Annotated in this window: 25 protein-coding genes and 1 tRNA gene; 14 read left to right on the top strand and 12 right to left on the bottom strand. The window is 68.5% G+C overall.

Features of this window, described 5'->3' with window-relative positions; translation table 11 throughout:
- Nucleotides 1-117: 117 nt before the first annotated feature.
- Nucleotides 118-609, bottom strand: a complete 492-nt coding sequence (locus MXA07_RS14375) for a cation:proton antiporter regulatory subunit (RefSeq protein ID WP_247729283.1) — start codon at nt 607-609, stop codon at nt 118-120.
- A gap of 228 nt (nt 610-837) precedes the next feature.
- On the bottom strand, nt 838-1521 hold the full coding sequence (locus MXA07_RS14370) for a twin-arginine translocation signal domain-containing protein (protein WP_247729282.1): 684 nt from the start codon (nt 1519-1521) through the stop codon (nt 838-840).
- Nucleotides 1522-1664: 143 nt separating this feature from the next.
- On the opposite strand from MXA07_RS14370, the gene MXA07_RS14365 reads away from it, so the two are divergent.
- A complete protein-coding gene (locus MXA07_RS14365; protein WP_247729281.1) occupies nt 1665-2918 on the top strand; it encodes a cation:proton antiporter in 1254 nt (417 codons plus the stop codon).
- 45 nt (nt 2919-2963) lie between these two features.
- Here MXA07_RS14365 and MXA07_RS14360 read toward each other — a convergent pair whose 3' ends face one another.
- Nucleotides 2964-3974, bottom strand: coding sequence for an ion channel (locus MXA07_RS14360; protein WP_247729280.1), 1011 nt, complete (start codon nt 3972-3974; stop codon nt 2964-2966).
- A 112-nt stretch (nt 3975-4086) separates the two neighbouring features.
- On the opposite strand from MXA07_RS14360, the gene MXA07_RS14355 reads away from it, so the two are divergent.
- Entirely contained in the window at nt 4087-4440 is a 354-nt protein-coding gene (locus MXA07_RS14355) for a four-helix bundle copper-binding protein (protein ID WP_247729279.1), read from the top strand.
- 156 nt (nt 4441-4596) lie between these two features.
- Here MXA07_RS14355 and MXA07_RS14350 read toward each other — a convergent pair whose 3' ends face one another.
- Nucleotides 4597-5634: a M48 family metallopeptidase gene (locus tag MXA07_RS14350; protein WP_247729278.1), complete on the bottom strand. Its 1038-nt coding sequence runs from the start codon at nt 5632-5634 to the stop codon at nt 4597-4599.
- Between the two features lie 150 nt (nt 5635-5784).
- On the opposite strand from MXA07_RS14350, the gene MXA07_RS14345 reads away from it, so the two are divergent.
- Nucleotides 5785-6153, top strand: a complete 369-nt coding sequence (locus MXA07_RS14345) for a sensory rhodopsin transducer (protein ID WP_247731762.1) — start codon at nt 5785-5787, stop codon at nt 6151-6153.
- 133 nt (nt 6154-6286) lie between these two features.
- On the opposite strand, the gene MXA07_RS14340 is transcribed toward MXA07_RS14345, so the two are convergent.
- Nucleotides 6287-8317 (bottom strand): gamma-glutamyltransferase family protein, encoded by a 2031-nt coding sequence (locus MXA07_RS14340; RefSeq protein WP_247729277.1) that lies wholly within the window; start codon nt 8315-8317, stop codon nt 6287-6289.
- Nucleotides 8318-8654: 337 nt separating this feature from the next.
- Between MXA07_RS14340 and pyrF the strand changes: the two genes are divergently transcribed.
- Nucleotides 8655-9476: an orotidine-5'-phosphate decarboxylase gene (gene pyrF / locus MXA07_RS14335; protein ID WP_247729276.1), complete on the top strand. Its 822-nt coding sequence runs from the start codon at nt 8655-8657 to the stop codon at nt 9474-9476.
- Between the two features lie 44 nt (nt 9477-9520).
- On the opposite strand, the gene MXA07_RS14330 is transcribed toward pyrF, so the two are convergent.
- The 3 genes from MXA07_RS14330 to MXA07_RS14320 form a co-directional block, all read right to left on the bottom strand.
- Complete coding sequence (locus tag MXA07_RS14330) at nt 9521-9697, bottom strand: hypothetical protein (RefSeq protein WP_247729275.1); 177 nt, start codon at nt 9695-9697, stop codon at nt 9521-9523.
- A 61-nt stretch (nt 9698-9758) separates the two neighbouring features.
- Entirely contained in the window at nt 9759-10472 is a 714-nt protein-coding gene (locus MXA07_RS14325) for a metal-dependent hydrolase (RefSeq protein ID WP_247729274.1), read from the bottom strand.
- A 63-nt stretch (nt 10473-10535) separates the two neighbouring features.
- Nucleotides 10536-11270, bottom strand: a complete 735-nt coding sequence (locus tag MXA07_RS14320; protein ID WP_247729273.1) for a ferritin-like domain-containing protein — start codon at nt 11268-11270, stop codon at nt 10536-10538.
- A 363-nt stretch (nt 11271-11633) separates the two neighbouring features.
- On the opposite strand from MXA07_RS14320, the gene MXA07_RS14315 reads away from it, so the two are divergent.
- The 3 genes from MXA07_RS14315 to MXA07_RS14305 all read left to right on the top strand — a co-directional run bounded on the left by MXA07_RS14315 (nt 11634) and on the right by MXA07_RS14305 (nt 16261).
- Entirely contained in the window at nt 11634-13295 is a 1662-nt protein-coding gene (locus MXA07_RS14315) for a GTPBP1 family GTP-binding protein (protein ID WP_247729272.1), read from the top strand.
- Between the two features lie 755 nt (nt 13296-14050).
- A complete protein-coding gene (locus MXA07_RS14310) occupies nt 14051-15196 on the top strand; it encodes a methyltransferase (RefSeq protein WP_247729271.1) in 1146 nt (381 codons plus the stop codon).
- 78 nt (nt 15197-15274) lie between these two features.
- Nucleotides 15275-16261 carry an NAD-dependent epimerase/dehydratase family protein gene (locus MXA07_RS14305; protein ID WP_247729270.1) on the top strand — a complete coding sequence of 329 codons (987 nt, stop codon included), beginning with the start codon at nt 15275-15277 and terminating at the stop codon, nt 16259-16261.
- Nucleotides 16262-16314: 53 nt separating this feature from the next.
- Here the strand turns inward: MXA07_RS14305 and MXA07_RS14300 are convergent, their stop codons facing one another.
- Nucleotides 16315-16833 (bottom strand): double winged helix-containing putative transcriptional regulator, encoded by a 519-nt coding sequence (locus tag MXA07_RS14300; protein WP_247729269.1) that lies wholly within the window; start codon nt 16831-16833, stop codon nt 16315-16317.
- 52 nt (nt 16834-16885) lie between these two features.
- Nucleotides 16886-17818, bottom strand: a complete 933-nt coding sequence (gene mch, locus MXA07_RS14295) for a methenyltetrahydromethanopterin cyclohydrolase (protein ID WP_247729268.1) — start codon at nt 17816-17818, stop codon at nt 16886-16888.
- Between the two features lie 153 nt (nt 17819-17971).
- On the opposite strand from mch, the gene MXA07_RS14290 reads away from it, so the two are divergent.
- The 4 genes from MXA07_RS14290 (at nt 17972) to MXA07_RS14275 (ending at nt 20726) form a co-directional block, all read left to right on the top strand.
- The gene (locus MXA07_RS14290; RefSeq protein WP_247729267.1) at nt 17972-18928 is read left to right on the top strand and encodes a DUF106 domain-containing protein; all 957 of its coding nucleotides are present in this window, start codon (nt 17972-17974) and stop codon (nt 18926-18928) included.
- A 102-nt stretch (nt 18929-19030) separates the two neighbouring features.
- Complete coding sequence (gene cmk / locus MXA07_RS14285; RefSeq protein WP_247729266.1) at nt 19031-19606, top strand: (d)CMP kinase; 576 nt, start codon at nt 19031-19033, stop codon at nt 19604-19606.
- Between the two features lie 37 nt (nt 19607-19643).
- Nucleotides 19644-20570: an RNA-guided pseudouridylation complex pseudouridine synthase subunit Cbf5 gene (locus tag MXA07_RS14280; protein WP_247729265.1), complete on the top strand. Its 927-nt coding sequence runs from the start codon at nt 19644-19646 to the stop codon at nt 20568-20570.
- Between the two features lie 85 nt (nt 20571-20655).
- A tRNA-Pro gene (locus MXA07_RS14275) sits at nt 20656-20726 on the top strand.
- Nucleotides 20727-20939: 213 nt separating this feature from the next.
- Here the strand turns inward: MXA07_RS14275 and MXA07_RS14270 are convergent.
- Nucleotides 20940-21779, bottom strand: coding sequence for an aldo/keto reductase (locus tag MXA07_RS14270; protein WP_247729264.1), 840 nt, complete (start codon nt 21777-21779; stop codon nt 20940-20942).
- 477 nt (nt 21780-22256) lie between these two features.
- Here MXA07_RS14270 and MXA07_RS14265 point away from each other — a divergent pair, with 477 nt between their 5' ends.
- Complete coding sequence (locus MXA07_RS14265) at nt 22257-22457, top strand: hypothetical protein (RefSeq protein WP_247729263.1); 201 nt, start codon at nt 22257-22259, stop codon at nt 22455-22457.
- A 56-nt stretch (nt 22458-22513) separates the two neighbouring features.
- Nucleotides 22514-22777 carry a hypothetical protein gene (locus MXA07_RS14260; RefSeq protein ID WP_247729262.1) on the top strand — a complete coding sequence of 88 codons (264 nt, stop codon included), beginning with the start codon at nt 22514-22516 and terminating at the stop codon, nt 22775-22777.
- 108 nt (nt 22778-22885) lie between these two features.
- Here the strand turns inward: MXA07_RS14260 and MXA07_RS14255 are convergent, their stop codons facing one another.
- Entirely contained in the window at nt 22886-24202 is a 1317-nt protein-coding gene (locus MXA07_RS14255; RefSeq protein WP_247729261.1) for a tRNA(Ile)(2)-agmatinylcytidine synthase, read from the bottom strand.
- 364 nt (nt 24203-24566) lie between these two features.
- Here MXA07_RS14255 and MXA07_RS14250 point away from each other — a divergent pair, with 364 nt between their 5' ends.
- On the top strand, nt 24567-25535 hold the full coding sequence (locus tag MXA07_RS14250) for a transcriptional regulator (RefSeq protein ID WP_247729260.1): 969 nt from the start codon (nt 24567-24569) through the stop codon (nt 25533-25535).
- Nucleotides 25536-25911 lie beyond the last annotated feature (376 nt).

Raw genomic sequence — 25911 nt, 5'->3', positions numbered from 1 at the left:
CCCCGACCGGTGATACGGCCGTTCCAGCCCTGCACCCAACCAGGTGGCCGCCACCGTTCGCCCGATCGCTCGGGAGCGTCGGCTCGTCGTCTCTGGGGGAGTCGCACGGTCATCTCGTCACTCGCCGTCACCCGAGATCAGCGACTCGAACGCCTGGCAGCCCTCGCGCTCGCCGATGACGACGACCGTGTCGTCGGCCTCGACCACGGTGTCGGGGGTCGGCGGCGAGAGGACGTCGCCGTCGCGCTGGATGGCGACGACCGAGACCCCGGTCCGTTCGCGGACACCCGCGTCCGCGAGGGTTTGCCCGACCAGTACGCCCTCGGGGTCGACGTTGAACCACTCGATGAGCGTCTCCTCGGAGAGCATCGTCTCGACCTCCTGGGTCTCGACCGGCTGGAAGTACGCGCCCTCGAGGATCGTGCCGACCGTTCGCGCCAGGCGATCGGAGAGTTCGAACAGCTTCTCGCCGTCCGAGTCCGGCGTCTCCTTCCGGTAGACCTCCCGCTTGCCGGTGTTGTGCGTGATGACGACCAGCCGCGCGTCGTCCTCGAGTTCGACCTCGTGTTTCTTGCCGACGCCCGGGAGGTCGCTCTCGTAGATGTCCATACCGGAATACGGGAGCGAACCCCCATAAAACGCCTGTCGCGTATCGAGCCGATCGATCGGACGGGCCCTACCAGATCGACCTTCCGGACGACCCGCCGATCGACCTTCCGGACGTCGACCGATCGATCGGTCCGTTGAATGTCACCGATCGGCCTGTCGGAGGTCGATCGTTCGCCCAGCGAGTCGTCGACCGGCCCGCCGAGCGACGGCGCGCTCACCGGCTGCCACTCACTCGTCGGGCTCGACCTCGATGGCCGGCGGGTGGCGCGTGGACTCGATCGTCGTCCAGACGAGTTCCCTGTACTCGCCGGTATCGTAGCGACCCTCGTTGTACGCCACGGCCCACTCGGTGTAGACGACCGCGCTGCCGACGGGGCCCGACGGCGCCTCGCGGATCGTCGTCGTGAGGGCGTAGGACTGGTAGCCGGCCTCGATCAGGGCGGCGTAGGCGCCCGCGATGGCGGCGATGTCGTGGCCCACGCCGTCCGATCGATCGACGTCGGTGACGTACTCGACGGCGAGGACGTCCCGGTCCTCCTCGATCGAGTCGAGACGCGAGACCCGATTCTGGACGACCTCGGTGAAGGCGTTGACGTCGTCGATGGGTTCGGCCGCCGCCGACTCGAGGCGGGCGTCGAATCGATCGGCCCTGGTTTCGAAGGGAAGCGATGGGAGCAGGCCCGCGATCGGCCACGCCCGGTTCTCGGGCAGTTCACTACCGACGTCCTCGGTACAGCCGGCGAGCGCGGTGAGGCCGACGGCGCCTCCGGCTCGGAGGAATCGTCGACGTGACGCGGTCCCGTTCGCCTGTCGTCCCGTCGGCTCGCGGGGCGAACGCGACGACCTTCGCTCGTCTCGGGCGCTCTTCGCGCGGGCCCCGTCCGGCGGCCCGGAGCGCGGATTCGAATCCATGGCGGTGCAAGCGGACGCCGCCAGAACTGCGGCGGGCCTGCGTACGTCGGGCCGGCGGCGTCGCGTCACCTATTCACAGCCCAGAACCCCTCGTACTCGGCGCTGACGGAGATTTTTGTCGGTCGTCGTCGTAGGCCCGGCCCGTGGTCCTCGAACTGTACGACCTGCTGGTGATCGTGGCCGGCGTCCTCCTGTTCGGCATCGCGATCCTGCCCCGCTTCGTGGCCCAGCGCGCCATCTCCCTGCCCATCTTCTTCGTCGGGTTCGGCTTCCTCGTCTTCGGACTCCCGGTCGGACTCCCGCCGCTGGATCCGCTGGAACAACCGGAGACGACCGAACGCCTCTCCGAGTTCGGCGTGATCATCGCGCTGATGGGGCTCGGCCTGAAGCTCGACCGACCGCCGGGACTGAGCGCCTGGGCGTCGACCTGGCGACTGCTCGCCGTCGCGATGCCGCTGTCGATCGTCGGGGCCGCGCTGCTCGGCTGGTGGGTGGCCGGGTTCGCCCTGCCCTCGGCGGTCCTGCTCGGGGCGGTCATCGCGCCGACGGACCCCGTCCTCGCCGCCGAGGTGCAGGTCGACGAACCCCGCACCGGCGATTCGGACGACCCGGACCGGGAATGTGGGGACGACGAGGTAGCGTTCGCCCTCTCCTCGGAGGCGGGGCTCAACGACGGTCTCGCCTTCCCCTTTACCAACCTCGCGATCGCCGTCGCGCTGGTCGGGCTGGCGCCCGCGAACTGGGCCGTCGAGTGGCTCGTCGTCGACGTGGGCTACCGGATCGTCGTCGGCACCGTCCTCGGCGTCGTCCTGGGGTGGCTCGTCTCGCGGCTCATCTTCCTCACGGCGCCGGAGACCAAAGTCGCCCAGTCGGTGCAGGGTCTCGAGGCCGTGGCCGGGACGCTCGTCATCTACGGGCTCACCGAGGTCGTCGGCGGCTACGGCTTCATCGCGGTCTTCGTCGCCGCCGTGACGATCCGCAGCTCCGAGCGCACCCACGAGTACAACGAGTCGCTCCACGAGGTCGCCGAACTCGCCGAGCAGCTCGCGATGGGGGTCATCATGATCTTCTTCGGCGGGGCGATCGCCAACGGACTGCTTGCCCCGCTGACCGCCGAGGCGGCGATCGCCGCGATCGCCATCGTCTTCGTCGTCCGCCCGCTCGCCGGCGTCGTCTCGCTCCTCGGAGTCGGGCTGCCCTGGGCCGAGCGGGCCACGATCGCGTTCTTCGGCATCCGCGGCATCGGCTCGTTCTACTACCTCTCCCACGGGCTGAACGAGGCCGTCTTCGCCGGCGCCGACCTGCTCTGGGCGCTCGTCGGGGCGGTCGTGCTCGTCTCGATCGTCGTCCACGGGATCGCGGCGACCCCGGTCGTCGATCGGGTCGGCGGGTCCTGACCCGGGCCCGGGTGAACTGACGGGCGCGACCCCGCTGGCCGACGGTCAGTCCTCGTCCGCCGTGACCGGCGGCCAGGCCCAGGCGTCGCCCTGGACGACCCCGAGCAGCCGTCGCCGCCGCTCGCGGGCGGCGGCCAGCGCGTCGGCGAACGCGTCGTCGGAGACCGTTTCGATGCCCGCGATGCGGAGGCGCTCGAGTTCCGGCGGCGGCGGGACCTCCTCGGCCGGATCGATGAACGCCTGATCGAGCGTGTGCAGGTACTCGTCCGTGCTCGCGCGGGCGGCCTGGAGGAGCGTCGCGTTCGGCTGCGCGTCCGGATCGACGCCGTGTTCGATGAGGGTCAGCGCGTCGTCGAAGATGGCCACGGCGACCGCCGAGGAGTGTTCGGCCCGCTCGCTGTGGTAGTAGTGCAGGATCGGATACGCGCGGTGTTTGTCCGCGAGCAAGTCTAACTGGTCGGAGAGCGATTCGAAGCGGCGTTCGAGGCCGCCGAACCCGTCGCGCTCGTCGTACCCGTTCCTGACGAAGGCCTCGCTTCGCTCGCCGAGCCCGGTGACGCCGCTGGCGAACGCGCGCTTCTCGGAGACGGCCCCGAGCACCGTGAGCACGTACGAGACGGCGAGGGTCACCAGGGCCATGCCGCTGGCGGTGGTGGCGCCGGCCGCGAGCTGCCAGCCGTCGGCCGTCGGGACGTAGTCGCCGTTGCCCGCGGTGAACATCATGTACCCGACGAAGTAAATTCGGCCGACGAGGTCGGCGGGCGCGCCGGTCTGGCTGGCGACGAGCGCCCAGCGATCGGCGACGAACAGCAGGGTCCAGCCGGCCCAGATACCGACGATCCACAGCGTGAGCGTCGCGACCAGGGTGAGCGGTCCGGCGGTGCTCAACAGCCGTTCGTCGTCGGTCCCGACGCGCCTGAGCCCGTCCCAGATGGCCGTCGTCAGGCGGCCCGATATCGGTCCGGCGCCGCCGTCGACCCACAGCGCCGTCCAGAGGATGTCGATCACCGTCGCCAGGAGGACGACGCAGCCGAGGACCAGGTACAGCCAGCGCATCGAACCCGATTACGCCGCCTAGCTACGTCAAAGGCGGCCGGTGAGGTCGCCCGTTGCCGAGTTGCGTGTGCCAGCGTTCGTTATACGGTTCGCCCCGGTGGAGCGAGCGGTGATGGCACTCAAACAGATCAGCCACGTCGCCGACAGCGAATTGATGGACGAGTGTATCGACAACTGCTCGGAAGCCGCCCAGGCCTGCGAGTGGTGTGCCGACGAGTGCATCGGGATGGGCGAGGAGATGGCCCGCTGCATCCGGCTCTGTCGCGACGTCGCCGACCTGACGTCGCTGCACGCCCGCTTCATGTCGCGCAACTCCGGTTACAGCGCCGAGCTGGCGGAGATCTGCGCGGACGCCTGCGAGGAGTGCGCCGACGAGTGCGAGCAGTTCGACCACGAGCACTGCCAGGTCTGTGCCGACAAACTGCGCGACTGCGTCGACTCCTGCCGGGAGATGGCCTCGGCCTGAGGCGATCGATCCGCGAGCACCCGTCGAACCATTTTTCGGATCGGTCCCGGATCGCGTACCGTCAGGTACCCTCCGCCAGGAGCGACGGCACGGACCGGCGCCGGACTTCCACGGATCGCTCCGCCTGGATCGTTCGGGAGCCCGACTGCGTGCGGCCTATGGCGCCGCTCGCGACGTACGCTCCGGGCCGACCATCGCTCTGAGCCGTTCGATGCGGCGCTCGGTAGCGGGGTGGGTCCGGAGAAGCCGGTGCGAACCCGATCGCTCGGCGGGCGGGAGGATGTCGAGCGCGCTCGTCGATCGACCGTACTCGCGCCCGTCCCGCGTCGGCGGCCCGCGACTATCGTCGAGCGTCTCGAGCGCGCCGGCCAGGGCAGCGGGCGACCCCGTCAGTTCCGCCGCGGCGCGGTCGGCCGCGAATTCCCGTCCGCGCGAGAAGCATCCGACGCCGAGTTCACAGAGGCGAACCTGGGCCGTCGTCACGACGGTCAGGACGCCCCACGCGACGAGGCGGGCGGCGTGGGTGATCGGGCTCATCGAGTGGAGTCGGTTCAGTCGCGGTCGCTCGTCGGCCTCGATCCGCTCGGCGACGAGCATCGGGACGAGCAAGCGGCGCAAGATCTCGCTATCCCCGTTCGCCAGATGCGCCACTTCGTGTGCGAGTACCGCCGTTCGCTCCTCGTCGGTGAGTTCGCGCACCAGACCGCGGGTGAGTACGATCGTCCCGTCGTTCCGGCCCCCGATCGCGTACGACGCCGGCCGCCGACGGTTGACGATGCGGAGGTCTGGTTCCGGAATACCCGCCTGTGCGGCCAGGTTCCTGACCGCCGACGCGAGTTCGGGGTGGCGATCGGCCGCGGGCGCTCCGGGACCGGCGATCGCCCGCTCGAACGCGCGAATCTCGGCTCCGACCGGCCGAACGTAGGCGACGGGGATGGCCGCGAGACCGATCGCGATCGCCGCGAGACCGATCGTCTGTGGCGTGATGTCCCAGAGACGCACCAGCCACGTCCCCTCGAGAATCGGGAAGAACAGTCCCGTTACGAGGGCCAGCACGACCCCGGCGACGAGGAGGACCGCGACACCGACCACGGCGGCCGCGACCAGCGCGATCGTGAGCGTCACGCACGCGACGATCGCGAGGGCGCCGAGACTGCGAACGAGCAGGGACAGGCGGCGTCGAGCGAGCGACATGGCTATCTCCGTTGGTATCCGTCCCTTTTGCGATTACATCAACGTTTTGATTGGTGATACGAACCGCACTGGACGACACGACCGTTCGGCCTGAACCTCCAGGGGATCGCGTTTTCACGGTCGCCGTGGTCCGCCGAACGGGTGTACCCAGTGCTCGGCAAGACGACGTGGGTCATCCCGGAGGGGTACATTCCCGAGGGAAGCACCGGCCCAGCGCCCGAGATGGAGAGTCACGAGACCGTCTGCGCGTTGAACGCCGGTGACGACGACGCAACCGTCGAACTGACGATCTACTTCGCGGATCGGGAACCGGCGGGTCCGTACGTCGTGACGGTCCCGGCGAGACGAACCCGCCACGTCAGGTTCGACGATCTCTCGGACCCGGAGCCGGTTCCGCGCGGGACGGAGTACGCCAGCGTCATCGAGTCCGACGTCCCGATCGTCTGCCAGCACACGCGACTCGACTCGCGCCAGGCCGAGAACGCGCTCCTCTCCACGATGGCCTATCCGGGCGAGTGATCGCCGTCGCGGAGGCCGTCCCGATCGGCGGCGAGGGTGCCGACCGGCCACTCCCGGCGCCGCCCGCCTTCGGTCGGTCCACGCCCGGATTTACGGCCGACCCTCGACGGTTCGCCACTGGCAGGGACCGCAGTCAGTCGGCTGCCCCGGACGGCGAACCGGCCTCGCCGTCGCGCCGTTCGTCGGCCACGCCGACGTAGCCGTCGTCGCTGAGAACGGCCTGGACGTTGCCGATCGCTTCCGTCTCGCTGACGCCGTGGCCGGCGTCGGCGAGCGCCTCGACGGCTGCGTCCGGGACGCCGGGTTCGACCTGCAGCCAGTCACCGGTGGCGGTGTAGATGCGCGGCTCCGCGACCGCTTCCTCGAGGGACAGGCCGAACTCGGCGACGTTGAGGATCACCTGCGCGACCGCGACGATGATCGCGAAGCCGCCGGGCGAGCCGAGCGCCAGGAAGGGCTCGCCGTCACGGAAGGCGATCGTCGGACTCATGCTGCTGAGCGGTCGCTTCTCGGGCTGGACCTCGTTCGGTCCGCCCGGGATCTCGTCGAAGTCCGTCAGCTCGTTGTTCAACATGAACCCGCGGCCGGGGACCATGATGCCCGACCCGAAGAACTGCTCGATGGTGCTCGTCCAGGAGACGACGTTCCCTTCGGCGTCGGCGATCGTGAAGTGGTCGGTGTGACCGTCGATCGGTATCGACCCCGCCGGTCCGGTATCGTTCTTCGGCCCCGGTGACTCGGGCGGCGAACCGGCGCCCGGCGGACCCCACGGCGGTCCGCCCGGACAGTCCTCCCGGGGTGTCACGGCGTACCGATCGCCGGGTTGGTGGTCGAACGGGTCGCCGGGTTCGAGGACGGCATCGGAGACCTCCTCTGGATCGATCAGCGCACGTCGTTCGTCGATGTACGTCTCGTCGAGCAGTCCCTGCCAGGGGATGTCAACGAATTCGACGTCGCCGAGGTACGCTCCCCGGTCCGCGAACGCGAGTTTGAACGCCTGGGCGAGGTGGTGGTAGGTCTCGAACGAGCGCCGATCGAACGAATCCAGCTCGAACGGTTCCAGGATCGAGAGGATCTGGCCGATCGCGTAGCCGCCCGACGTCGGCGACGGCATGGTTCTGACGGTGATCTCCGCCGCCGACCCCTCGTAGGTGACGTGGGTCGGGACCGGCGTCTCGACGGCGTAGTTGCCGAGGTCCTCGACGGTCATCGAGCCGCCCTCCTCGCGGTAGCGGTCCGCTTCCTGGACGGTCGTCGCGATGTCGTCGGCGATCTCGCCCCGGTAGAAGGGTTCGATCCCCTCGTCGCGGATGATCGAGAACGTCTCGGCCAGGTCCGGCTGGACGAGCAGGTCGCCCTCCTCCAGGGGGTCACCCCCTGGTGCGAAGACCGTCATCGCCGTCTTGCTCAGCGACCCGTCGTCGACGTTCTCGGCGATGCTTTCGGCCAGGTGGGCGTCGACCGTGACGGGGCGTTCCGGCCCCGCCAGTTCGATCGCCGGCTGGATCAACTCGGCGAGCGGTTTCGTCCCGAACCGCTTGAGGGCGACGTCACAGGCCCGCAGCGTTCCCGGGACGCCGACGGCTTTGCCGTTCGTGTGCCGTTCGAGAAACGGGACGACGTCGCCGTCCTCGTCGAGGAACATGTCGGGTTCGGCGCCCAGCGGCGCTCGTTCGCGGCCGTCGATGCAGGTGACGTCGTCGCGTTCGGCGTCGTAGACCAGCACGAATCCACCCCCGCCGATCCCCGACGCGTGGGGCTGGACGACGTTGAGCGCGAACTGGACGGCGACCGCCGCATCGACCGCGTTCCCGCCGCGCTCCAGGACGGTGACGCCGACGTCCGTCGCGGCCGCGTGCGACGTCGTGACCATCCCCGCCTCGCTCGTCTCGCAGGCGGCCGGACCGGCGGCGGGACTGTCGTCGTCGCACTCGGATGTGCCGGGCGCTGCGCTCACGCTCGCCGGAATCGCACTCGCGCCGAGTACGGCCATCGATCCCCGGACCGCGTCCCGCCTGGTCGGTCCCGTTGGGCCGGGTTCGCCGTCGGTCTCGCGATCCGTCCCACCGTCGTCGGTAGCAGGGTTCGAGGAACGGTCGGCTGTCTCGTCGTCCGCCTCGTCCTGCCTCGCTGCGTCGCCATGCCGTGCTGTATCGGATGGCATGGCTGCCACGACATCACTTCTCCTAATAATTGTTTGCAACTGGAATCTCGTCGTCGACGGACTGTCAGGCGGCCGTGACGGTTCGAGTCACGTGTCATACGGGCGATGATCGCGGCCGGCTCGGCTGTGCGAGGGTTGGGCGGGTCCGAATGAACCCTGGTCCCCGGGCGCCCCGGGAGGGTGCGGGCTACAACCGGGTACCGCAAGGTCCAGCCCGTCAGCGAACGTCGTCCGAGGAAACGCAACGCGTGGGATCCGGTCGCGTCACGGCGGCGTCGACATAACTGCATCGGCGTCGATAGCAACGCTTTCGGCCGTCGACCCCCGAAGCCGGGGCATGAACTTCTTCGACCGGTTGCACGACCGGATCGTCACGGTCGACAGCGTCGTCTCGGTCGGTCTCGATCCCGACCCGTCGCGGCTCCCGGATCACCTGCAGGATCACGACCTCCCGCGGTGGGCGTTCAACCGGCGAATCATCGACGCGACGCACGAACACGCGGCCGTCTTCAAACCCAACGCGGCCTTCTACGAGGATCCGGACGGGTTTCGCGCGCTGGAGGAGACGATAGCGTACGCCCGCGGCAACGGCGTGCCCGTCCTGCTCGACGCCAAGCGAGCCGATATCGGCAACACGACGCGCCAGTACGCCGAACTGCTGAACCCGGACTCGCCCGGGCCGTCGGCCGACGCCATCACCGTCAACCCCTACATGGGCCGGGACTCGCTGCAACCGTTCCTCGCCAACGAGGAGGCTGGCGTCTTCGTCCTCTGTCGCACCTCGAACCCCGGCGGGGCGGACCTCCAGGCCCTCGAACTCGAAACCGGCGAACCCCTCTACGAGCGGGTGGCCGCCCTGGCCGACCTGTGGAACGAGAACGACAACGTGGGGCTCGTCGTCGGCGCGACCGCGCCCGAGGAACTCGAAGCGCTTCGCGAGCAGGTACCCGACCTGCCGTTCCTCGTCCCCGGGATCGGTGCACAGGGCGGCGACGCCGAAGCCGCCGTCGAGCACGGCCTGGCCGACGGCGTCGGCCTCGTCAACTCCTCGCGCGGGATCATCTTCGCGGGCGAGGATGCCGGGACGGACTTCGACGCCGCTGCCGGGCACGCGGCGAAGCGACTGAAAGAGCGGCTGAACCGGTATCGCGAGGCGTAGCCCCCGTCGGGGCGCGCCTCGGCTACCCGGTTCGAGCCGTGCGATCAGAACCGGTGAATCTCCGTATCCTCGTCCTCGCCGGGACGCGCCTGGGCCGAACAGTCCGCACAGAGACCCAGTCCCCGGTCGTAGTGTTGCTCACAGACGAGCGCGCCGCAGTTGTCACAGCGCTCCTGCGCCTGGCGCGACTCGCAGATCTGGCAGAGCCCACTGACGCTCATACGCGTCGTACGTCACCGACGGGCTTGAAAGCACGGCCGGGTAGTCGGCTGGTGCGTCCGGTCACCGCCTCTCACCCGGGCGCAGTCGATACCGGTGGTCGACCGGCGTGGTCACGGACGCGAGGACGATGTGGACCCCCACCATCACCGAAAGGAACCCCACGTTGATCCACGCGGCGTTGTACCAGATCAGGTCGATTCCGACGGGCTCGGACACCACGGGCCAGAGGGGTTCGATCGGGGTCGAGATATCGGGCGCCGAGAGGATATCGGCGACCAGGTGGCTCAGTCCACCCGCTAGGAACCCCAGGGTCGAGAACACGAACAGGCTGGACGCGTCGAACTGCTCGCCCCCGATCCAGTCGTCTACCTGCTCGCCGAGCAGTCCGGTCAGCACCGCGCCGACGACCAGACTCGCTACCGTCACGAACAACACGGTGTGAGTCACCCCGTGGTGGTGAATCGCGCCGGGAAATACCCTCCTGAGCCACAGATCGATATCCGGAACGAGCGATGCGACGACCGCCAGGCCGACGAATGCGACGCTCGCTCTGTCGTCCCAGACGAACCACGCCGGCAGGGCGAACAGGAGTCCGAACGCGACGTGGCCCATTATGTCTACCATCGCGTCCGAACGGTCCACATCTCTCCGGATAGTACTTTGTGGGTCCTCCGAGGCGGTCGACGCGCACGTCGAGAACGTCTTGCCCGTCGGGAACGTCCAGACGTCCGGCGCGCTCGCGATCATCCGCGGCGTGTGAACGAGCGTCGTCACGGCTTCGCCGACGCGTAACCCGGACTCCGAAAAGGGCACTGCCGACCCGACTTGGCCGTCGCTCTATTCGACGATGAATCCGCTCGCGAGTTCGAGCACCTCCGAACGAGAGCGCGGCTCGTCGAATGCTGTCGGGAAGCCGATCTCGGTGTTCAGCTCTCGGAGGAAGGAAGCGTGTCGCGCCTCGACGCTGTGAATGCTGAGCGCGGGTGGGACGATATCGGGGTTCTCGATCGACGGCGCCGCACCGGCGTAGGCCGAGACGCCGACGTCCTCGAGCAGCGCGCCGGTCGCGATGAACTCCGCCGGATCCTCGACGGCCGTGCCGAAGTCGAACTCCGGGCTCGGAACCGGCTCGCCGCCGAGGGCTTCGACGGTCGAACCGAGCACTTCGGCGTGCGTGACCTCGTGATTTCGAACGACGCGGATGCGATCTGCGACCCGGTCCTGTATCGGTCCCCATCCCTCGAAGTGCTGTGTCAGTCCGTCGTCGCCGATGTTTTCGATCCCCCGCTGGTAGAACGTCGCCTCGAGGAACTCGAGGGTTCGAGCGAAGTTGAGAATGTCGACGTCGCTCTCGAACTCGTTGGGGACGGCCTCGGGCGGCTGCGGGTTCTCGTCCCCGCCGTTCTCGTGCTCATCGTCCTCCTCGTGGGCCGCGGCGGCCGAGACGAACGGTGACCCACCGACCGTGGCTACACCGATTGCTGCGGAGGCCGCAAGCACTCGTCGCCGTGAGGCGGTTCGGTCGGTCGTCGATTCCGGGATCGCGTTCCTGCGAGTATCGTTGGCTGTCATAATTGGGTTCCCGTTGTGAGCCGGATACGACGCATCCGTCGTACGGACTGCGTTCCCGACCCCGGCGTATATGGACCAGTACCGAACACTTATAACGCAGTTCGGACGGGCCGAGAATATCATACTGTCAAACGTGTGATGGAGGTCACAACAGCATTCGTCGTCCAGATCGACGGGCGAATGGGTTCGATGGATGCCGTCGAAAGCATCGGGCTACACCGCCTCGCCAGCTGCTCGTCCGCCTCCCGCTCGGGAGGGATGCGTGACGATACGTCCGCAACGCGGGACGGCTGCCGGGTGATTCGGAGTGCTAGCACGCACCACTGGCGAAGATTTTTGCTGTGTGAGTGGGTAGCGAACCGTATGTCCCGTGACCGGGCCCTGTTGCAGCGGGCCCTGGACCGTGGCGAGGAAGACGGCGGCAGCGTCGAATTCAAGGAGCGGCTCACCCGCGAGGTCCACCTCTCGGAGGGCCGACGCGAGAGTCTGGCCGCGCAGCTGCGCCACCGCGTCCTCTCGGGCGACGGCGAGGCGACGTACGTCGTCGGCGTGACGGACGACGGCGGCCTCGCGGGCATCGCCCCCGAGGCGTTCTCCGAGTCGATGGACGTCCTCTCCCTGCTGGCCGAGGAGGCCGACGCTCACATCGAGGACGTCGAGACGTGGGGCGTCGATGGCACGCTCGACGGTACCGGAACCCGGGCAGCGACCGATTCGGCGGCTCCCACCGACGACAACGGGCTCGTCGGCGTCGCGACGATTCGCGACGGCGCCGTCCTCGAGACCGACGACGAACACGTCGTGATCGGCACGGCGGGCCACGTCGACCACGGTAAGTCGACGCTCGTCGGCTCGCTCGTCACCGGCCGGGCCGACGACGGCGAGGGCGGAACGCGGGCGTTCCTCGACGTCAAGCCCCACGAGGTCGAGCGCGGCCTCTCGGCCGACCTCTCCTACGCGGTCTACGGCTTCGACGACGAGGGCCCGGTCCGCGTCCGGAATCCGAATCGCAAGCAGGATCGCGCCGCGGTCGTCGAGGCCGCGGACCGGCTCGTCTCCTTCGTCGACACGGTCGGGCACGAACCCTGGTTGCGCACGACGATCCGCGGCCTCGTCGGCCAGAAGCTCGACTACGGATTGCTCGTCGTCGCCGCCGACGACGGACCGACGCGCGTCACGCGCGAGCACCTGGGCGTCCTGCTGGCGACGGAACTGCCGACCATCGTCGCGATCACGAAGGCCGACGCCGTCTCCGACGAGCGGGTCGCCGAGGTCGAACGCGAAGTCGAGCGACTGCTGCGCGACGTCGAGAAATCGCCGCTCTCTGTCGCGCGCGCCGGCGTCGACGCCGCCGTCGAGGAGATCGGCGAGCGGGTCGTCCCGATCGTGCGCACGAGCGCCGTCACGATGGACGGGATGGCAACGCTCGACGAGCTCTTCGACCGACTGCCGAAGACCTCGACCGAGGACGGCGACTTCCGGATGTACGTCGACCGCAGCTACGCCGTCACCGGCGTCGGCGCGGTCGCCTCGGGGACGATCAAGTCCGGCGAGGTCGAAGCCGGCGACGAACTGCTCGTCGGACCGATGGCCGACGGCCGGTTCCGCGAGGTCGAGGTGCGCTCGATCGAGATGCACTATCACCGCGTCGACCAGGCCCGGTCGGGCCGCATCGTCGGCATCGCGCTGAAAGGCATCAAGGAGTCGGCCCTGGAGCGCGGGATGGTCCTCCTCCCGGCCGACGCCGACCCCGAGCCCGTCCGCGAGTTCGAGGCCGAGGTGATGGTGCTCAACCACCCGACCCGCATCGGCGAGGGCTACGAACCCGTCGTCCACCTGGAGACGATCGGCGAGGCCGCCGCCTTCTACCCCGACGACGGCCGACTGCTGCCGGGCGATACGGGCCGGACCCGGGTCCGATTCAAGTTCCGTCCGTACCTCGTCGAGCCGGGCCAGAAGTTCGTCTTCCGCGAGGGTCGCAGCAAGGGCGTCGGCACGGTGACCGACGTCTCGCCGATCGAGTGACCGGAGATCACCGCCGCCCGTGTGAGAGACCGCACCAACCGATTTCGCTTCCAGGCGCGAGGAATGCCGCGAGAACCGAGCCCGATTCGGTGAGGACTCGTCCGATGTACAAACGTTTACGTGCCAGCGGTTGCGATATCCGCCCGCATTGAACACGACCTCGGGGTCGAACTGACGGTCCCGGTTCGCCGGCGTCGACGGCTCGCGTCGGTGTACTGATCCGGCGGTTCGGCCGGCTCGCCGACTGTGGACGTCCGGCGGCCCGATCGGAACGCGATCGATCGGCGTTCCGCCTGGCGTCACGCTGTTCGGTACCAGGCTCGCGCTTCGCCGTCAGCGACGCGTGGGTTCGCTTCTCTCCGGTTTCGGGCCGGTAGTATCGTCACTGCGATACATGTGGTACCGATCCACGGGGGTGCAACTCCGAAGCGGTCGACCCAGTAACCTGCGTCGTCGCGAGCGAAGCGCTCGTCTCGTCACCGAATCGAGCGAGCCGCCGACGCCGCGTCGATGTCGTACACTACCCCAAACCCACCCGAACGACCCCGATCGCACCGTTTCACCGAACACGCACGATCGCCGTCAGCGAGTCTGTTCCACCGCTTCGTCGCAGCTAGCTCTCGACGGCGAGTCCACAGCAACGAAACGCGAACGCGCGCCTGCCGGCTGCCGTTGCCTGGGCCCGAATGGGAACGGCCGACCCCGCCCAAGCGGCCACTCCGACCCACGGCGGGACTCCTCCGGCGGTGGTCGCAATGAGCGCGACGACCCCGCCCCTCCAGCTGGAATCCCGCGTCGAGGGAACCCCCGACGTCTATCGATTTCGAACCGCGGACGGCGTGGTCTCCCCGGACGACTTCCGGCCCTCGGAACTGGCGCTCGCGGAGGCCTGTTGGGACCGAGTCGATGGCCACCTCTGCTGTCTGCAGGCGAACTATGGTGTCGCGGCAACGCTCCTCGCCCCGCAGGTCGAGGCGGTGACGATGATCGAGACGAGCGCCCGCGCGGCCCGGCTCTGCCGCGCGAACGCGCGCGAAAACGCCGTCGACGCGACGGTCGCGGTCACCCTCGATCCGGCGTCCGTGTTGGAGCGCTACGAGGCGGTCGTCTACGCCCCGAAGCCGTACACCCCGAACGACGTGGGCGCCCAGCTCGTGACGGCCGGTCTCGATGCCCTGGGCCCCGGCGGCGAGTTCTTCCTCGCCGCGACGAAACGGAGCGGCCGATCCCGATACCGGGCCGTCCTCGAATCGTACTGTGACGACGTCGAGCGAATCGAGACGATCGGCGACGTCTCAGTGCTCCGGGCTGTCCGCCCGCCTTCGTTCGAACCGTCGTGCCACGTCGACACGACCGTCCTCACACCGACCATCCGGGGCGTCGACCTCGAACTCGTGACGCTACCGGGTACGTTCGCCGCGTCGGCACTCGACCACGGCACCCGATTGCTCCTCGAGACGGTCGGCCCCGAACTCCCCGCGAACGGTCGAATCCTCGACCTGTGTTGTGGCTACGGCCCGATCGGCGCGTACGCGGCGGCCGCAACCGAGAGCGACGTCCGGTTCACCGACGATTCTCGGCTGGCCACCTGGTGTGCCGAGCAGACGCTGGAACGCTCGGACGTCACCGGAACCGTGCGTACGGCCGATTGCCTTCGCGGGGTCGCCGATCGCGAGTTCGACGCCGTCCTGAGCAACCCGCCGACCCACGCCGGTGACGGCGTCGTCTCGTCGCTGTTCGCTGGTGCGGCCGACGTCCTCACCCCCGACGGCGAGTGCTGGTTCGTCCACCACCGTCACCTGGATCTGAGCGAACACGCGAGAGCGTTCGACACGGTCGATCGGTGCACGACCGGATCGGAACACGTCGTGTACCGGGCCACCTCGCGCCCCGAGTGGTGATCCGGTTGGCCAGCACCGGCCCCGTGGCCGACCGGTCCGTCGGTCACACTTACGTAAGTTGCCGCGAATATCCCTCGTATGAACGTCTTCGTCGCCGGCGCGACCGGGGTCCTCGGCCGACGACTGGTACCCGAGTTCGTCGATCGCGGTCACGACGTCGTCGGCCTCGTCCGGGACGAGGCAGGCGCCGAATCGGTTCGGGATCGCGGTGGAACGCCCCGCCGCGGCGACGTCCTCGATCGCGACTCGCTCCGGTCGGCGGTCGACGCCGACACCGACGCGGTGATCCACGCCGCGACGGCGATCCCGACGAAGACGAAGCCTTCGGCGGCCGACTGGGAGCGAAACGACCGGATCCGTGTCGAGGGAACGCGACACCTCTGGGACGCGGCCCGGATGGCCGACGTCGATCGGTTCGTTCTCCAGAGCGTCGTCTGGGTGGCGCGACAGCCCGACGGCACCGCGTTCGACGAGGACTCTCCGTCCTACCCGGATCGAACCACCGAGTCGGCGCTGACAGCGGAGCGGTTCGTCCTGTCAGCCGCGGACGATTCGGCCGTCGAGCCTTGCATCCTCCGCGGCGGCTGGTTCTACGCTCCGGACGCCGACCACACTCGACAGCTCGGTGAGGGGCTGCTTTCCGGTCGCATGCCGATCGTCGGCGGCGGGTTGTTGGGCCGGCGGGATGCTCGGCTGTCAGTCGTCCACGCTGACGACGCAGCTACGGCCTACGTCGAGGCGGCCGAGCACGAACTGACGAGCCGGTACCACGTCGTCGACGACCAACCGGTCACGTTCGCGCACTTCCTTCGGACGCTCGCCGACCGGCTCGACGCCGCTGGCCCTCGTCGGGTTCCCGGTTGGCTCGCACGCTTCGTCGTGGGTCAGGACACCGTCCGGCTCCTGACGAACTCCATGCCGACCGGTGCGGACCGTCTCTACGCGGAGACGGACTGGGAGCCGGCGTACCCGACCTGCGAGGACGGGATCGACGCCGTCGTCGAGACCTGGCTGGACGACGGCACGATCGTCGAGACCGACGACGGTTACGAGTGGGTCGGGTGAGACGCGGGATTTTGGAGGGGAGACGGGCCGCCCGACGCGAAGAGCGCGGCGGCCTATTCCGTTCTGGCGCGATAGCCACCGTCCACCCGCTCGACCAGGCCGAACGCGACGGCCCACCGGAGCACCCGATCGATCCGGTCGGTCCAGATCGGTTCGAGCCGGTCACCGTGGCGTCGCCGGGCCGATCGGGGGATCCCGTCCGTCCCGTCGAGCCGATCGAACGCGGCGGCCGCGTCGATCGCCGGTTCGGATCGATTCGGCAGCGCATCCAGAACGTCGGCCGCCCCGACGACCCGATCGCGGAACCTCGCGGCGAGTCGACGGGGTTCGGGCGGCCCGTCGACCGTCACCCGTCGGTACCCCTCCGGTTCGGCGACGGCGAGTTCGAGCGCTCGAAGGAACGTAAGCCAGTCACCCGCCGCGTCGCGAGATTCGACGTCGGTCTGCTCGATAACGCGCGTACAACAGTCGATCTCGGGGTCGGCCTCGGTCGGTAACGCGGCGTGGACGGACCCGACGGTCTCGATCGGGTCCGCGTCGGTCGGCGGCCGGGGAACGGGTTTGAATTGCATCGGCAGGCCGTCGGCGGTTGGTGCTCTCTGTCGCGATTGCTCCGACCGTGGCTTAGAGATCAAACGACTCGACCAGGAGGTCTTCGTCCACGTCGCCGAAGGTGTGCGTCTCGCCGCCGATCACGTCGACGGTGACGGTGGCGGGGCCGAACAGGTCCGCGGGAACCTCCTCGAAGGACCAGTCACGGTCGCCGTATATCTCGGCGAACGGTCGGCCGTACTCCGCGCTCGCGCTCGAAGGAATCTCGTCGAAGCGGTCGAACGGTTCGTCGACGACGAGGTGGACCCGGCCGCCGTAGGCGACGGCGTCGGTCGTCCGCGCGATGGCCGTCTCCTCGTCGTCCGGAACGGGTGGCACGGGTGCGCGCCCGCTCGCGGAGACGATATCCAGCGGATCGTATCCCACTTCGCAGAGCTGGTAGGTTGCCATCTCCGCGGCGCGGGCGGCGTTGGTGACGCTTCCGACGACGCTGGCGGTCGGGAACGCGACGAGGAAGACGCTTTCGGGCGTGACGTCCGCGAAGGCGGCCACCTGGTCCGCGGCGGCCTCGGTCGGCTCCGCGTCGGTCTCGACGACCAGCGCGGTGAGGTCGAAGTGTTCGGTGTAGCCCATCCGCTGGTAGATGTCCTCCTCGGCGACCAGCGCCCGAGCGGGGCCGCTGCCAAGGCCCTCGAAGTCGTCGGTCGCGAGTTCCCAGCCGGCCTTCTGTGAGCCGAGCAGGGCGCGGGCGGGCTGGTCGGTCGAGAGTTCGACGTAGGGTATCGTCGCGTCGCCGAGCCGTCCGAGGTCGCGCTGGATGGTCGCGAGCCCGGCCGTCTGGATCTCCGTACACAGCAGTCCGGCTTCCATCCCGCCGGGAAAGTCCAGTCCGAAGTCGAGGACGGTCGTCCCGGCGTCGAGCTCGAACGCGCCGACGTTGAGCTCCTCGGCGTACTCGAGGGCCTCGTCGACCAGCTCGATCGCCATCCGGTTCAGTTTCTCCATACCCGCTCGTACTGCCTCCCCCTTGAAACAGTTTGCCAGATCCGTCCCCTGGTCGACGCACTGTCGACAGGGAGGCCGGACCGTCGACGGCACCGACCGTCCGGACGAGAGAAGAAAAAGGCTTGTATACCGACCGTGGCTACACTCGGACGAATGACGCGCACGGCGGAGAAAGTGAACACGCTCCTTCGTGAAGACGAGGAGATGGAGGCCGCCCTCGAGTCAATCCGCGAGCGCGCAGACCAGAACGGGGGCGAGGTCGCCTGGGCCGACGTCAGCGACGACCTCACCAGCGGCCAGTGGGGCCGGATCATCGAACAGGGCGTGCTGGTCGACGGCGACGAGGGCTTCGAGATTGCCGACCGGGACGCGCTCGACGAGGCGCTCGACGACGAGCGCGACGAACCGATCGGCGGCGTCGAGATCGATCCGGAGGCCTCGAAGTGGTCGCAGTGGGACAAACTCGCCGGCGTCAGCGCGCTCCTGTTGATGCTCGGCTACTGGACGAACGCCGTGCGAAACGTCGTCGGCGAGACGCTGAACCTCGTGCTCGCGCCGCTCGACGCGACGTTGCCGTTCTACGCCGTCATCCTCTCGGTCGCGCTGTTGACGGGGCTGGCTTCGGCGCTCGTCCAGTCGAACGTGATGGATCCCGAGCGGATGGGCAAGTACCAGAAGCGCATGCAGGCCGTCCAGGAAAAGCGATCCGAGGCTCAGGACGCCCTCGACGAGGCCAAAGAGCGCGACGCGCCCGAGGCGGAGATCGAACGCCTCGAAAACGAACTCGACCGCATCCAGGAGCAGCAGATGGAGTCGATGGCCGAGAACCTCGGGATGTTCAAAGAGCAGGGCCGCATGATGGTCTGGTCGATGCTCTTCATCGCGCCGCTGTTCCTCTGGATGTACTGGAAACTGCGCTCGTCCGGTCCGCAGGCCGTCTCCGAGACGGAGCTGCAGATGATCATGCCGATCACCGGGGAGGTCTCGTTCAACCAGGGGCTCCTGGGTCCGATGCCGGCGTGGATCGTCTGGTACTTCCTCTGCTCGATGGGCTTCTCGCAACTGCTGCGAAAGGCCGTCAACATCAATATGAGCCCGACGACGGACTGAACGGCGCCGATTCGACCCCAGCTCCCTCCGATTGCGGCCGCTGGTTTCGTCCTCGCCCGGCCGATTCAAAACCCCTTTTACCGGCGCCCGCCCACTCCCGGTATGTTACTCACCGTCTCCGGCCCACCCGGGAGCGGAAAGAGCACCACCGCGGCCCTGCTGGCCGAGCACTTCGGCCTCGACCACGTCAGCGGCGGTGACATCTTCCGGGAACTCGCGGACGAGCGCGGCTACACACCGCTGGAGTTCAACAAGCTCGCCGAGGAGAACGACGAGATCGACCGCGATCTCGACCGGCGCCTGCGCGAGGTGGCGATCGAACGCGACGACCTCGTCCTCGAATCCCGCCTGGCCGGCTGGCTCGCCGGCGAGCACGCGGACTTTCGCTTCTGGCTCGACGCTCCGGCCCACGTCCGCGGCGAGCGCATCGCCGAGCGCGAGGCGAAGGATCCGACGGACGCGACCGAGGAGACGCGCGCTCGCGAGGCCAGCGAAGCCCAGCGCTACCGGGAGTACTACGGCATCGACATCGAGGACCTCAAGCTCTACGACCTCTCGGTGAACACGGCCCGCTGGGAGCCCGACGCCGTCCTCGACATGCTCGTCACCGCCGTCGAGGAGTACGACGCCGACGGCGACGACGGAAAGGTCCCCGTCGAGCTCGACATCGCGCTGTGACCGACCGCTACCCGAACCGCGCGCGACGCTTTCGACCATGACGCTCCGCGATCCCCCGGACGACCGCTCGCTCGCCGACCGACTCAGCTTCGGCGTCGTCAACCTCGACAAACCCGCCGGTCCCTCGTCACACCAGATTAGCGCCTGGATACGCGACGCCGTCGACGAAACGCTCTCCGCGATGGACACCGAGTCGATCGATCGCGCGGCTCACGCGGGCACCCTCGACCCGAAGGTCACGGGCTGTCTCCCCGTGATGCTGGGCGACGCGACCAGGCTCGCGCCGGTCTTTCTCGAAGGGGAAAAGGAGTACGTCGCGGTGCTCGAGTGTCACGCGCCGCCCCCGACCGACGTCGAGTCGATCGTCGGCGAGTTCGAGGGGCGGATCTACCAGAAACCGCCGAGAAAGAGCGCCGTCGCCAGGCGGTTGCGCGTCCGGGAGATCCACGCCCTCGACGTCCTCGAAGTGTGCGATCGCCGGGTCCTCCTCCGCGTCCGCTGCGAGAGCGGGACGTACGTCCGCAAACTCTGTCACGACCTGGGGCTGGCGCTGGGAACCGGCGCGCACATGGGCGACCTCCGCCGGACGGCGACCGAGCCGTTCGACGACCGCGACCTCGTCAGCGGGACCGACCTGCAGGACGCGCTCGCGTTCTGGCGCGAGGACGACGACCCCGACCCGCTGGCGTCGATCGTCGACCCGGCCGAACGGATCCTCTCGGAGCTCCCGTCGGTGACGATCGCACCGAGCGCGGCGCGCGAGGTGGCCACCGGCGCGCCAGTCTACGCCCCGGGCGTGCTGAGCACCGACGGCGTCGACTGGGCGTCGATCGGCGACTCCGCGGACGGTCCGCTCGTCGCCTGTTTCACGCCGGACGGCTCCGCGATCTGTCTCGGCCGCCTCGTCGGCGACCCGGACGCGGGGTCGGGGACGGTGGTCGATCTCGAACGCGTCCTCGTCTGAGACCGCGAGCGGACGGGGACTCGCAGCCGTCGGCGCGACCCGTAACCGATAGTCTTAAAGACGAACCGGCCATCCGTTCGAGTACGGGACCGTGGGGTAGTGGTATCCTCTGCGGATGGGGTCCGTAGGACCTGAGTTCGACTCTCAGCGGTCCCATATTCTGTCGCGAGCATCCTCGCGAGCGACAGGACTCTGGATGGCGATGAGATCGAACATGCAAGTCGCAGCGGCCGAGCGACCGACGGGAGCGAGGGCGACCGTCTTGCACCTGTTCGACTCTCAGCGGTCCCACTGCTACGACTGTCTCACACTAGCCGTCGCAGCGACTGTACCGTGTGACTGGTCCGTCGTCCGACGGTCCGCGCACCGTCAGTCGGCGTTCCACGGCGCCTCGGGAACGTCGACCACGCGTTCGGTCCGATCGATCGCGTCGATCCGGGCGACGTCCGCCGGGTCGAGGGCGATCGATCGGGCGTCGAGATTCTCGCGGACGTGGGCCGGAGTCGTCGATTTCGGGATCGGGACGACGCCCTTCGCGCGGAGCCAGGCGAGCGAGATCTGTGCGGGGGTGGCGTCGTAGGCCGCGGCGATCGACTGGAGTTCAGGGACGTCCGTGACCGCACCCTTCGCGAGCGGCGAGTAGGCGACGACGGTGTGGCCGTGCCGGTCGGCCAGTGCCCGGAGGCGCTCTTGCTGGAGGAGTGGGTGGCACTCGATCTGGTGGGCGAGGAGGGGTGCGTCGAGCCGATCGAGCGCGTCTTCGAGCAGTTCGGGTGTGAAGTTCGAGAGGCCGACGTGGCGGATCGTCCCCCGTTCATGGAGCGCCGAGAAGGCGGAAAGCGTCGCCTCGGGATCGTACGTTCGGATGGGCCAGTGGACGTAGAGGAGGTCGATCGCGTCGACGCCGAGGCGGTCGCGACACGCCCGGGCGTGGTCGATGACGTCGTCGGAGTCGAGGTGGCGCGAGTGGAGCTTGGTCGCGACGAACACCGCCTCGCGATCGACCGACGCCCGGTCGATGGCCCGTCTCACCGCGGTCTCCGTGCCGTACATTTCGGCCGTGTCGACGTGTCGGTAGCCGTATTCGAGTGCGGTCGTCACCGCCTGCGTAGCGGCGTCCGGCTCGACGCCGTAGGTTCCGATGCCGAGAGCCGGATCGGTCGGCCAGCCGGTAGCCTGCATCCTACCCGTCGTTTCGGGATCGGTCATCGTCGACCCTCCGGTGGGTTCGAATCGAAGTCGCGGTGCCGGGCGTGGATCATCGCTCGGGCCGTCGTTCGCGCCCCCGGCTGAAGAACATTCCCGGACGAGCGTTATAGTAAGAACACTGCCAGCTCGGCGATCGCCCTCTCCTGGCCGAGGCGAGCGACCGAATCCGGTGCGCTGGACGGTCTCGCGGGCCGCGACTTCGGTCGCCGGCCAGTACACCTAACTTGGGTCGACACCGTCTCTTCGGTGGCGAGGGACGATCGACTGTCGTTGCCGACAGGGGGCTCGACTCCCCTCGCCAGTTTTCGACCGCCGAGCGGGGCGACGGTTATCGAGACCCGGAGTCCGACCGATACGCCCGCTGTCCCGGCCGCCTGGGGCGGTCGCTTCGGCCGAGAAACGAGACATTTCCTCGAGCGTGACGGGTAAACGATAGAAATAGTTTAGTCATCCAACCGAAAGCGATCGGTTACATCCATGCGAAGGCTGAGTCAGCTCAGCGACGAATGTCGCACCCATCTCGAACTGGCACTGGCGGCCGAGGACCCCCAGGAGAAGAACTACCACATCCGAACGGTCATGCAAGCGGGCTGTGTCGACGACGTGCCGGACGAGTTCCGTCCGGACGTCGACTCCGAGGAGGAAGCGGAGGCGAACCGAGATCTGTTGCGTTCCTGAATCGGTTCCCGACCCGGCGGGCGATCATTATTGGGCTCCGCGGTGAAGGACGTGCCGTGACAGAACTCGAGATCCCTTCAGAGGCGGACGCACAGCGGGCCCAGTCGCTGCTCGAGGACTTCGTCGACGTCGGTGCGGCGGTCGAGGTCCGATCCGGAACGCGGACCGACACGGTCGGCGAGACCCCGACTGACGTCCGGGGGACGATCACCGCGTTCGAACACGGCTACCTGGAACTCGACGGCGACTCGCCCGAGTCGACGAGCGTCCGATACGACGAAATCGATCTGGTGACGCGCCTGGACACCGCCGATCGCTGAACTGGATCGGCTCCCGAACCGACCGGTTCGGACGGCGACCGGGACGCTCGATCGACCATCGCGAGTCGGCCCCGGTGACCGGATCAGCCGCGCCGACGGATCGCCCGGTCACCGTTCGGGATGCGTGGGACCGTCGAACCCGCCGCGGACGAGCGGTTTGGCGACGTGTCGCCTGGCGCGCGGGGGCACTTCGTACCAGCCGGACTCGAGCGCCCGGTCGATCGGGACCCGCTCGCGTCCGTCGGCGCTCGTCCCGCAGTCGCGACAGCGATAGCCCTGGTCGCGGCCGGCGCTCTCCATTGTCCGATCGCAGGACGGACACGTCGGGGTCACCAGCTCGCGGGATTCGAGTTCGCGAACGGCGAACTTCTCCAGCTTGATCGTCCCCCGCGATCGCTCGCCGCAGACGGTGACGCGGTCGCCGGGCCGGAGCGCCCGCACCCGGTCGCGGAATCGCTTCGTCGGTTCGAACGCCGCGCACTCGGTTCGATTCTCGCCGTGCTGGTCGACGATCGGAACGAAGACGTGCCCGCCGCGGCGCGTCTCCGGGTCGCCGTCGACGACGCCGTCGACGCGATAGGCGCGGCCGTCTTCGAGCGCCCCGAGTCGCCCCTCGCGGAGGTGGACGTCGGTCCCCTGGTTCGTCAGGAACCGCTCGCTCGCCGCGACCGGCTCGGCCTCGATGCGGTCGAGAACCCGATCGACCGCGGCGGGATCGTCCCCGCGAATCCCGACCAGGACCGGGCCGGGCGTTCGCGGGACGCACACCAGTTCGCCGCTGCCGCGGTCGACGGTGTCCCAGACGGTCGGGTACGCCGCGTTCGCGGCGTCGAACACGGACTCCGCGTCGACCGACCGATCGGTCCCCCGGCGCGATTTTGTCCGGTAGGCGATGCGCTCGTACGTCCACTCGGCGAGGGTGGCCTGTGCTCCGACGGCGGCGAGCGCGCCGATGCGCCCGCGGCCGTTTCCCCTCGCGTCCTGTCGGTAGCCCGCCGACTCGATCCGTCGCTCGGCGTCGGCGATCGTACAGTGGCCTCGGATCGCCTGCACGGTCCAGGCGCTCACGTCGTCCGGGATCGATCGGTCGGCCGCTGGTCCGGTCCCGTCCGTCTCGACGCCGTCCGGGTGCACGCGGTGCGGGGCGACGACGACGCCGGGGTTCGTGTTCGGCTCCGACGCGAGCGCGAGCGAGTCGATCAGTTCCGCGGCGAGCTCGAACGCGCGTTCGGGCTCGACGGACGTCTGGACGGCGACCGCGGCGTTGCCCCGCGTCTTGTACTCGACGGCCGGATTGAGCCTGACGAGCAGGAGGCGGTCGACCGTTCCGACGTCCCGGAGCCGCTCGGCGAGTCGGGCGCCCACGTACGTGGTACACATCCCGTTCTCGCGGGAATCCGTGTCGTCGAGCCCGACGATGGTCATGGTCGGAGTTGGGAGCGTCAGAGGGTACGCGTTTCGGTCGAAACTCGCGTCGACGGCCAACTTCGCATCGGGGGTCGACCTCGCCTCGGGCGGTCGTGCACACCTCCCGGGCGGCCGTGCACATCATCCGGACGGCCGTGCACGTCACCCGGACAGCCGTGCACGTCACCCGGACAGCCGTGCACGTCACCCGGGCGGTCACGTGGATCTCCAGGCCGATGGTTCGACCGGTAGCGAGTTCTTCGTCACCGAACGGTCGCACCGAGCGGACTGTCTCTCGTCGGCGTCTCGAATCCGTGAACCACCAGAAGGCGTTGCGTACCGGGGGGAAAAGCATTTATCCGATGAATGGCTAGGCCCGTGTATGTCTCGGTCCGCACTGGTGGGAAACGTCACTGCGATGCTCGAAGACGCAGGCTTCGTGGTGAGTGACCGGTGTGCGATTCGACCGAAGAGCTTCGACGTGGCGGCCCGCCGGGGGTCGAACGTCATCCTCGTGAAGATCCTCGGTAACATCGACGCGTTCAACGAGGCGACCGGCCACGAGATGCGCCGCCTGGGGACCCATCTACAGGCAACGCCGCTCGTGATCGGCCTTCGCAGTCGCGACGAGGATCTCAAACCCGACGTGGTCTACTTCCGTCACGGCGTGCCCGTATTCAGCCCGGACACGGCGTACAACCTCTTCATCGAGAACGTCCCGCCGTTGATCTACGCGGCTCCGGGCGGTCTCTACGTCAACATCGACGGCGATCTGCTGGCCGACGAGCGCGAGAAGCGCGACTGGAGTCTCGGTCGGCTGGCCTCGGAATTGGGCGTCTCCCGCCGGACGGTCTCGAAGTACGAGGACGGGATGAACGCCTCCGTCGAGGTGGCGATGGCGCTCGAAGAGCTGTTCGAGGACGAGCTGACCAGCCCGGTGGACGTCCTCGACGGCGCCGACGACGTCCACGACGCCGAACCGACGCCGGAGGATCCTGCGGCTGACCCGGACGACGAAGACGTCGTCGCGACGCTGGTCCGAACCGGCTTCACCGTCCACCCGACGAACCGATCGCCGTTCAAGGCGGTCAGTACTGACGAAGGGGACGACGACGAGCCGGTCCTGACCGGCCACTCCGCCTTTACGAAGGCGGCCGAAAAGCGCGCGAAGATCATGTCCTCGATCGGCCACGTCGCCGGAACGCGCTCCGTCTACGTCGTCGAACGCGCCAAGCAAGAGTCGGTCGACGGCACGGCCCTCGTCGAACACGAGGAACTGGAGGCCGTCGGGGACGCCGCGGAACTGCGCTCGCTCATTCGTGAACGCGCCGATCGCGAAGAAGCGGCCTGAGGGACGGGACTGACTCCTGCGTTTTCGCCAATCTCGTTCGACCCCCGCGGCGACTGTCTTTGTAGCTGTTACCAGGACGAGTCGAGACGTTCGGGGTAGCGGCCGATTACGCGACCGGCATGAGTCGATTCCAGGACCCGTCCCGAACGGACGCCGAGCCGACGAGGACCACGCTAGCGGCCATTGGCGACACGCCGATAGTCGAGTTACCGTCGATGCGCCCGGACGAGACGGTCGTCACCGTCGCCTGCGACACCGGATTGACGTAGCTCTCGGACGACCTCTACGAGGGGCTCGAGCGGACACCGTTTTGCCTCTGTTGGCGCTTCGACGGACCCGAGGGCGCGATCCCGATCGCGCGGGCAGGTTGTCCAGC

Origin of the sequence: Halovivax limisalsi, from assembly GCF_023093535.1 — an archaeon.
Taxonomy (GTDB): domain Archaea; phylum Halobacteriota; class Halobacteria; order Halobacteriales; family Natrialbaceae; genus Halovivax; species Halovivax limisalsi.
This window is presented reverse-complemented; position numbering and strand designations above follow the sequence as displayed.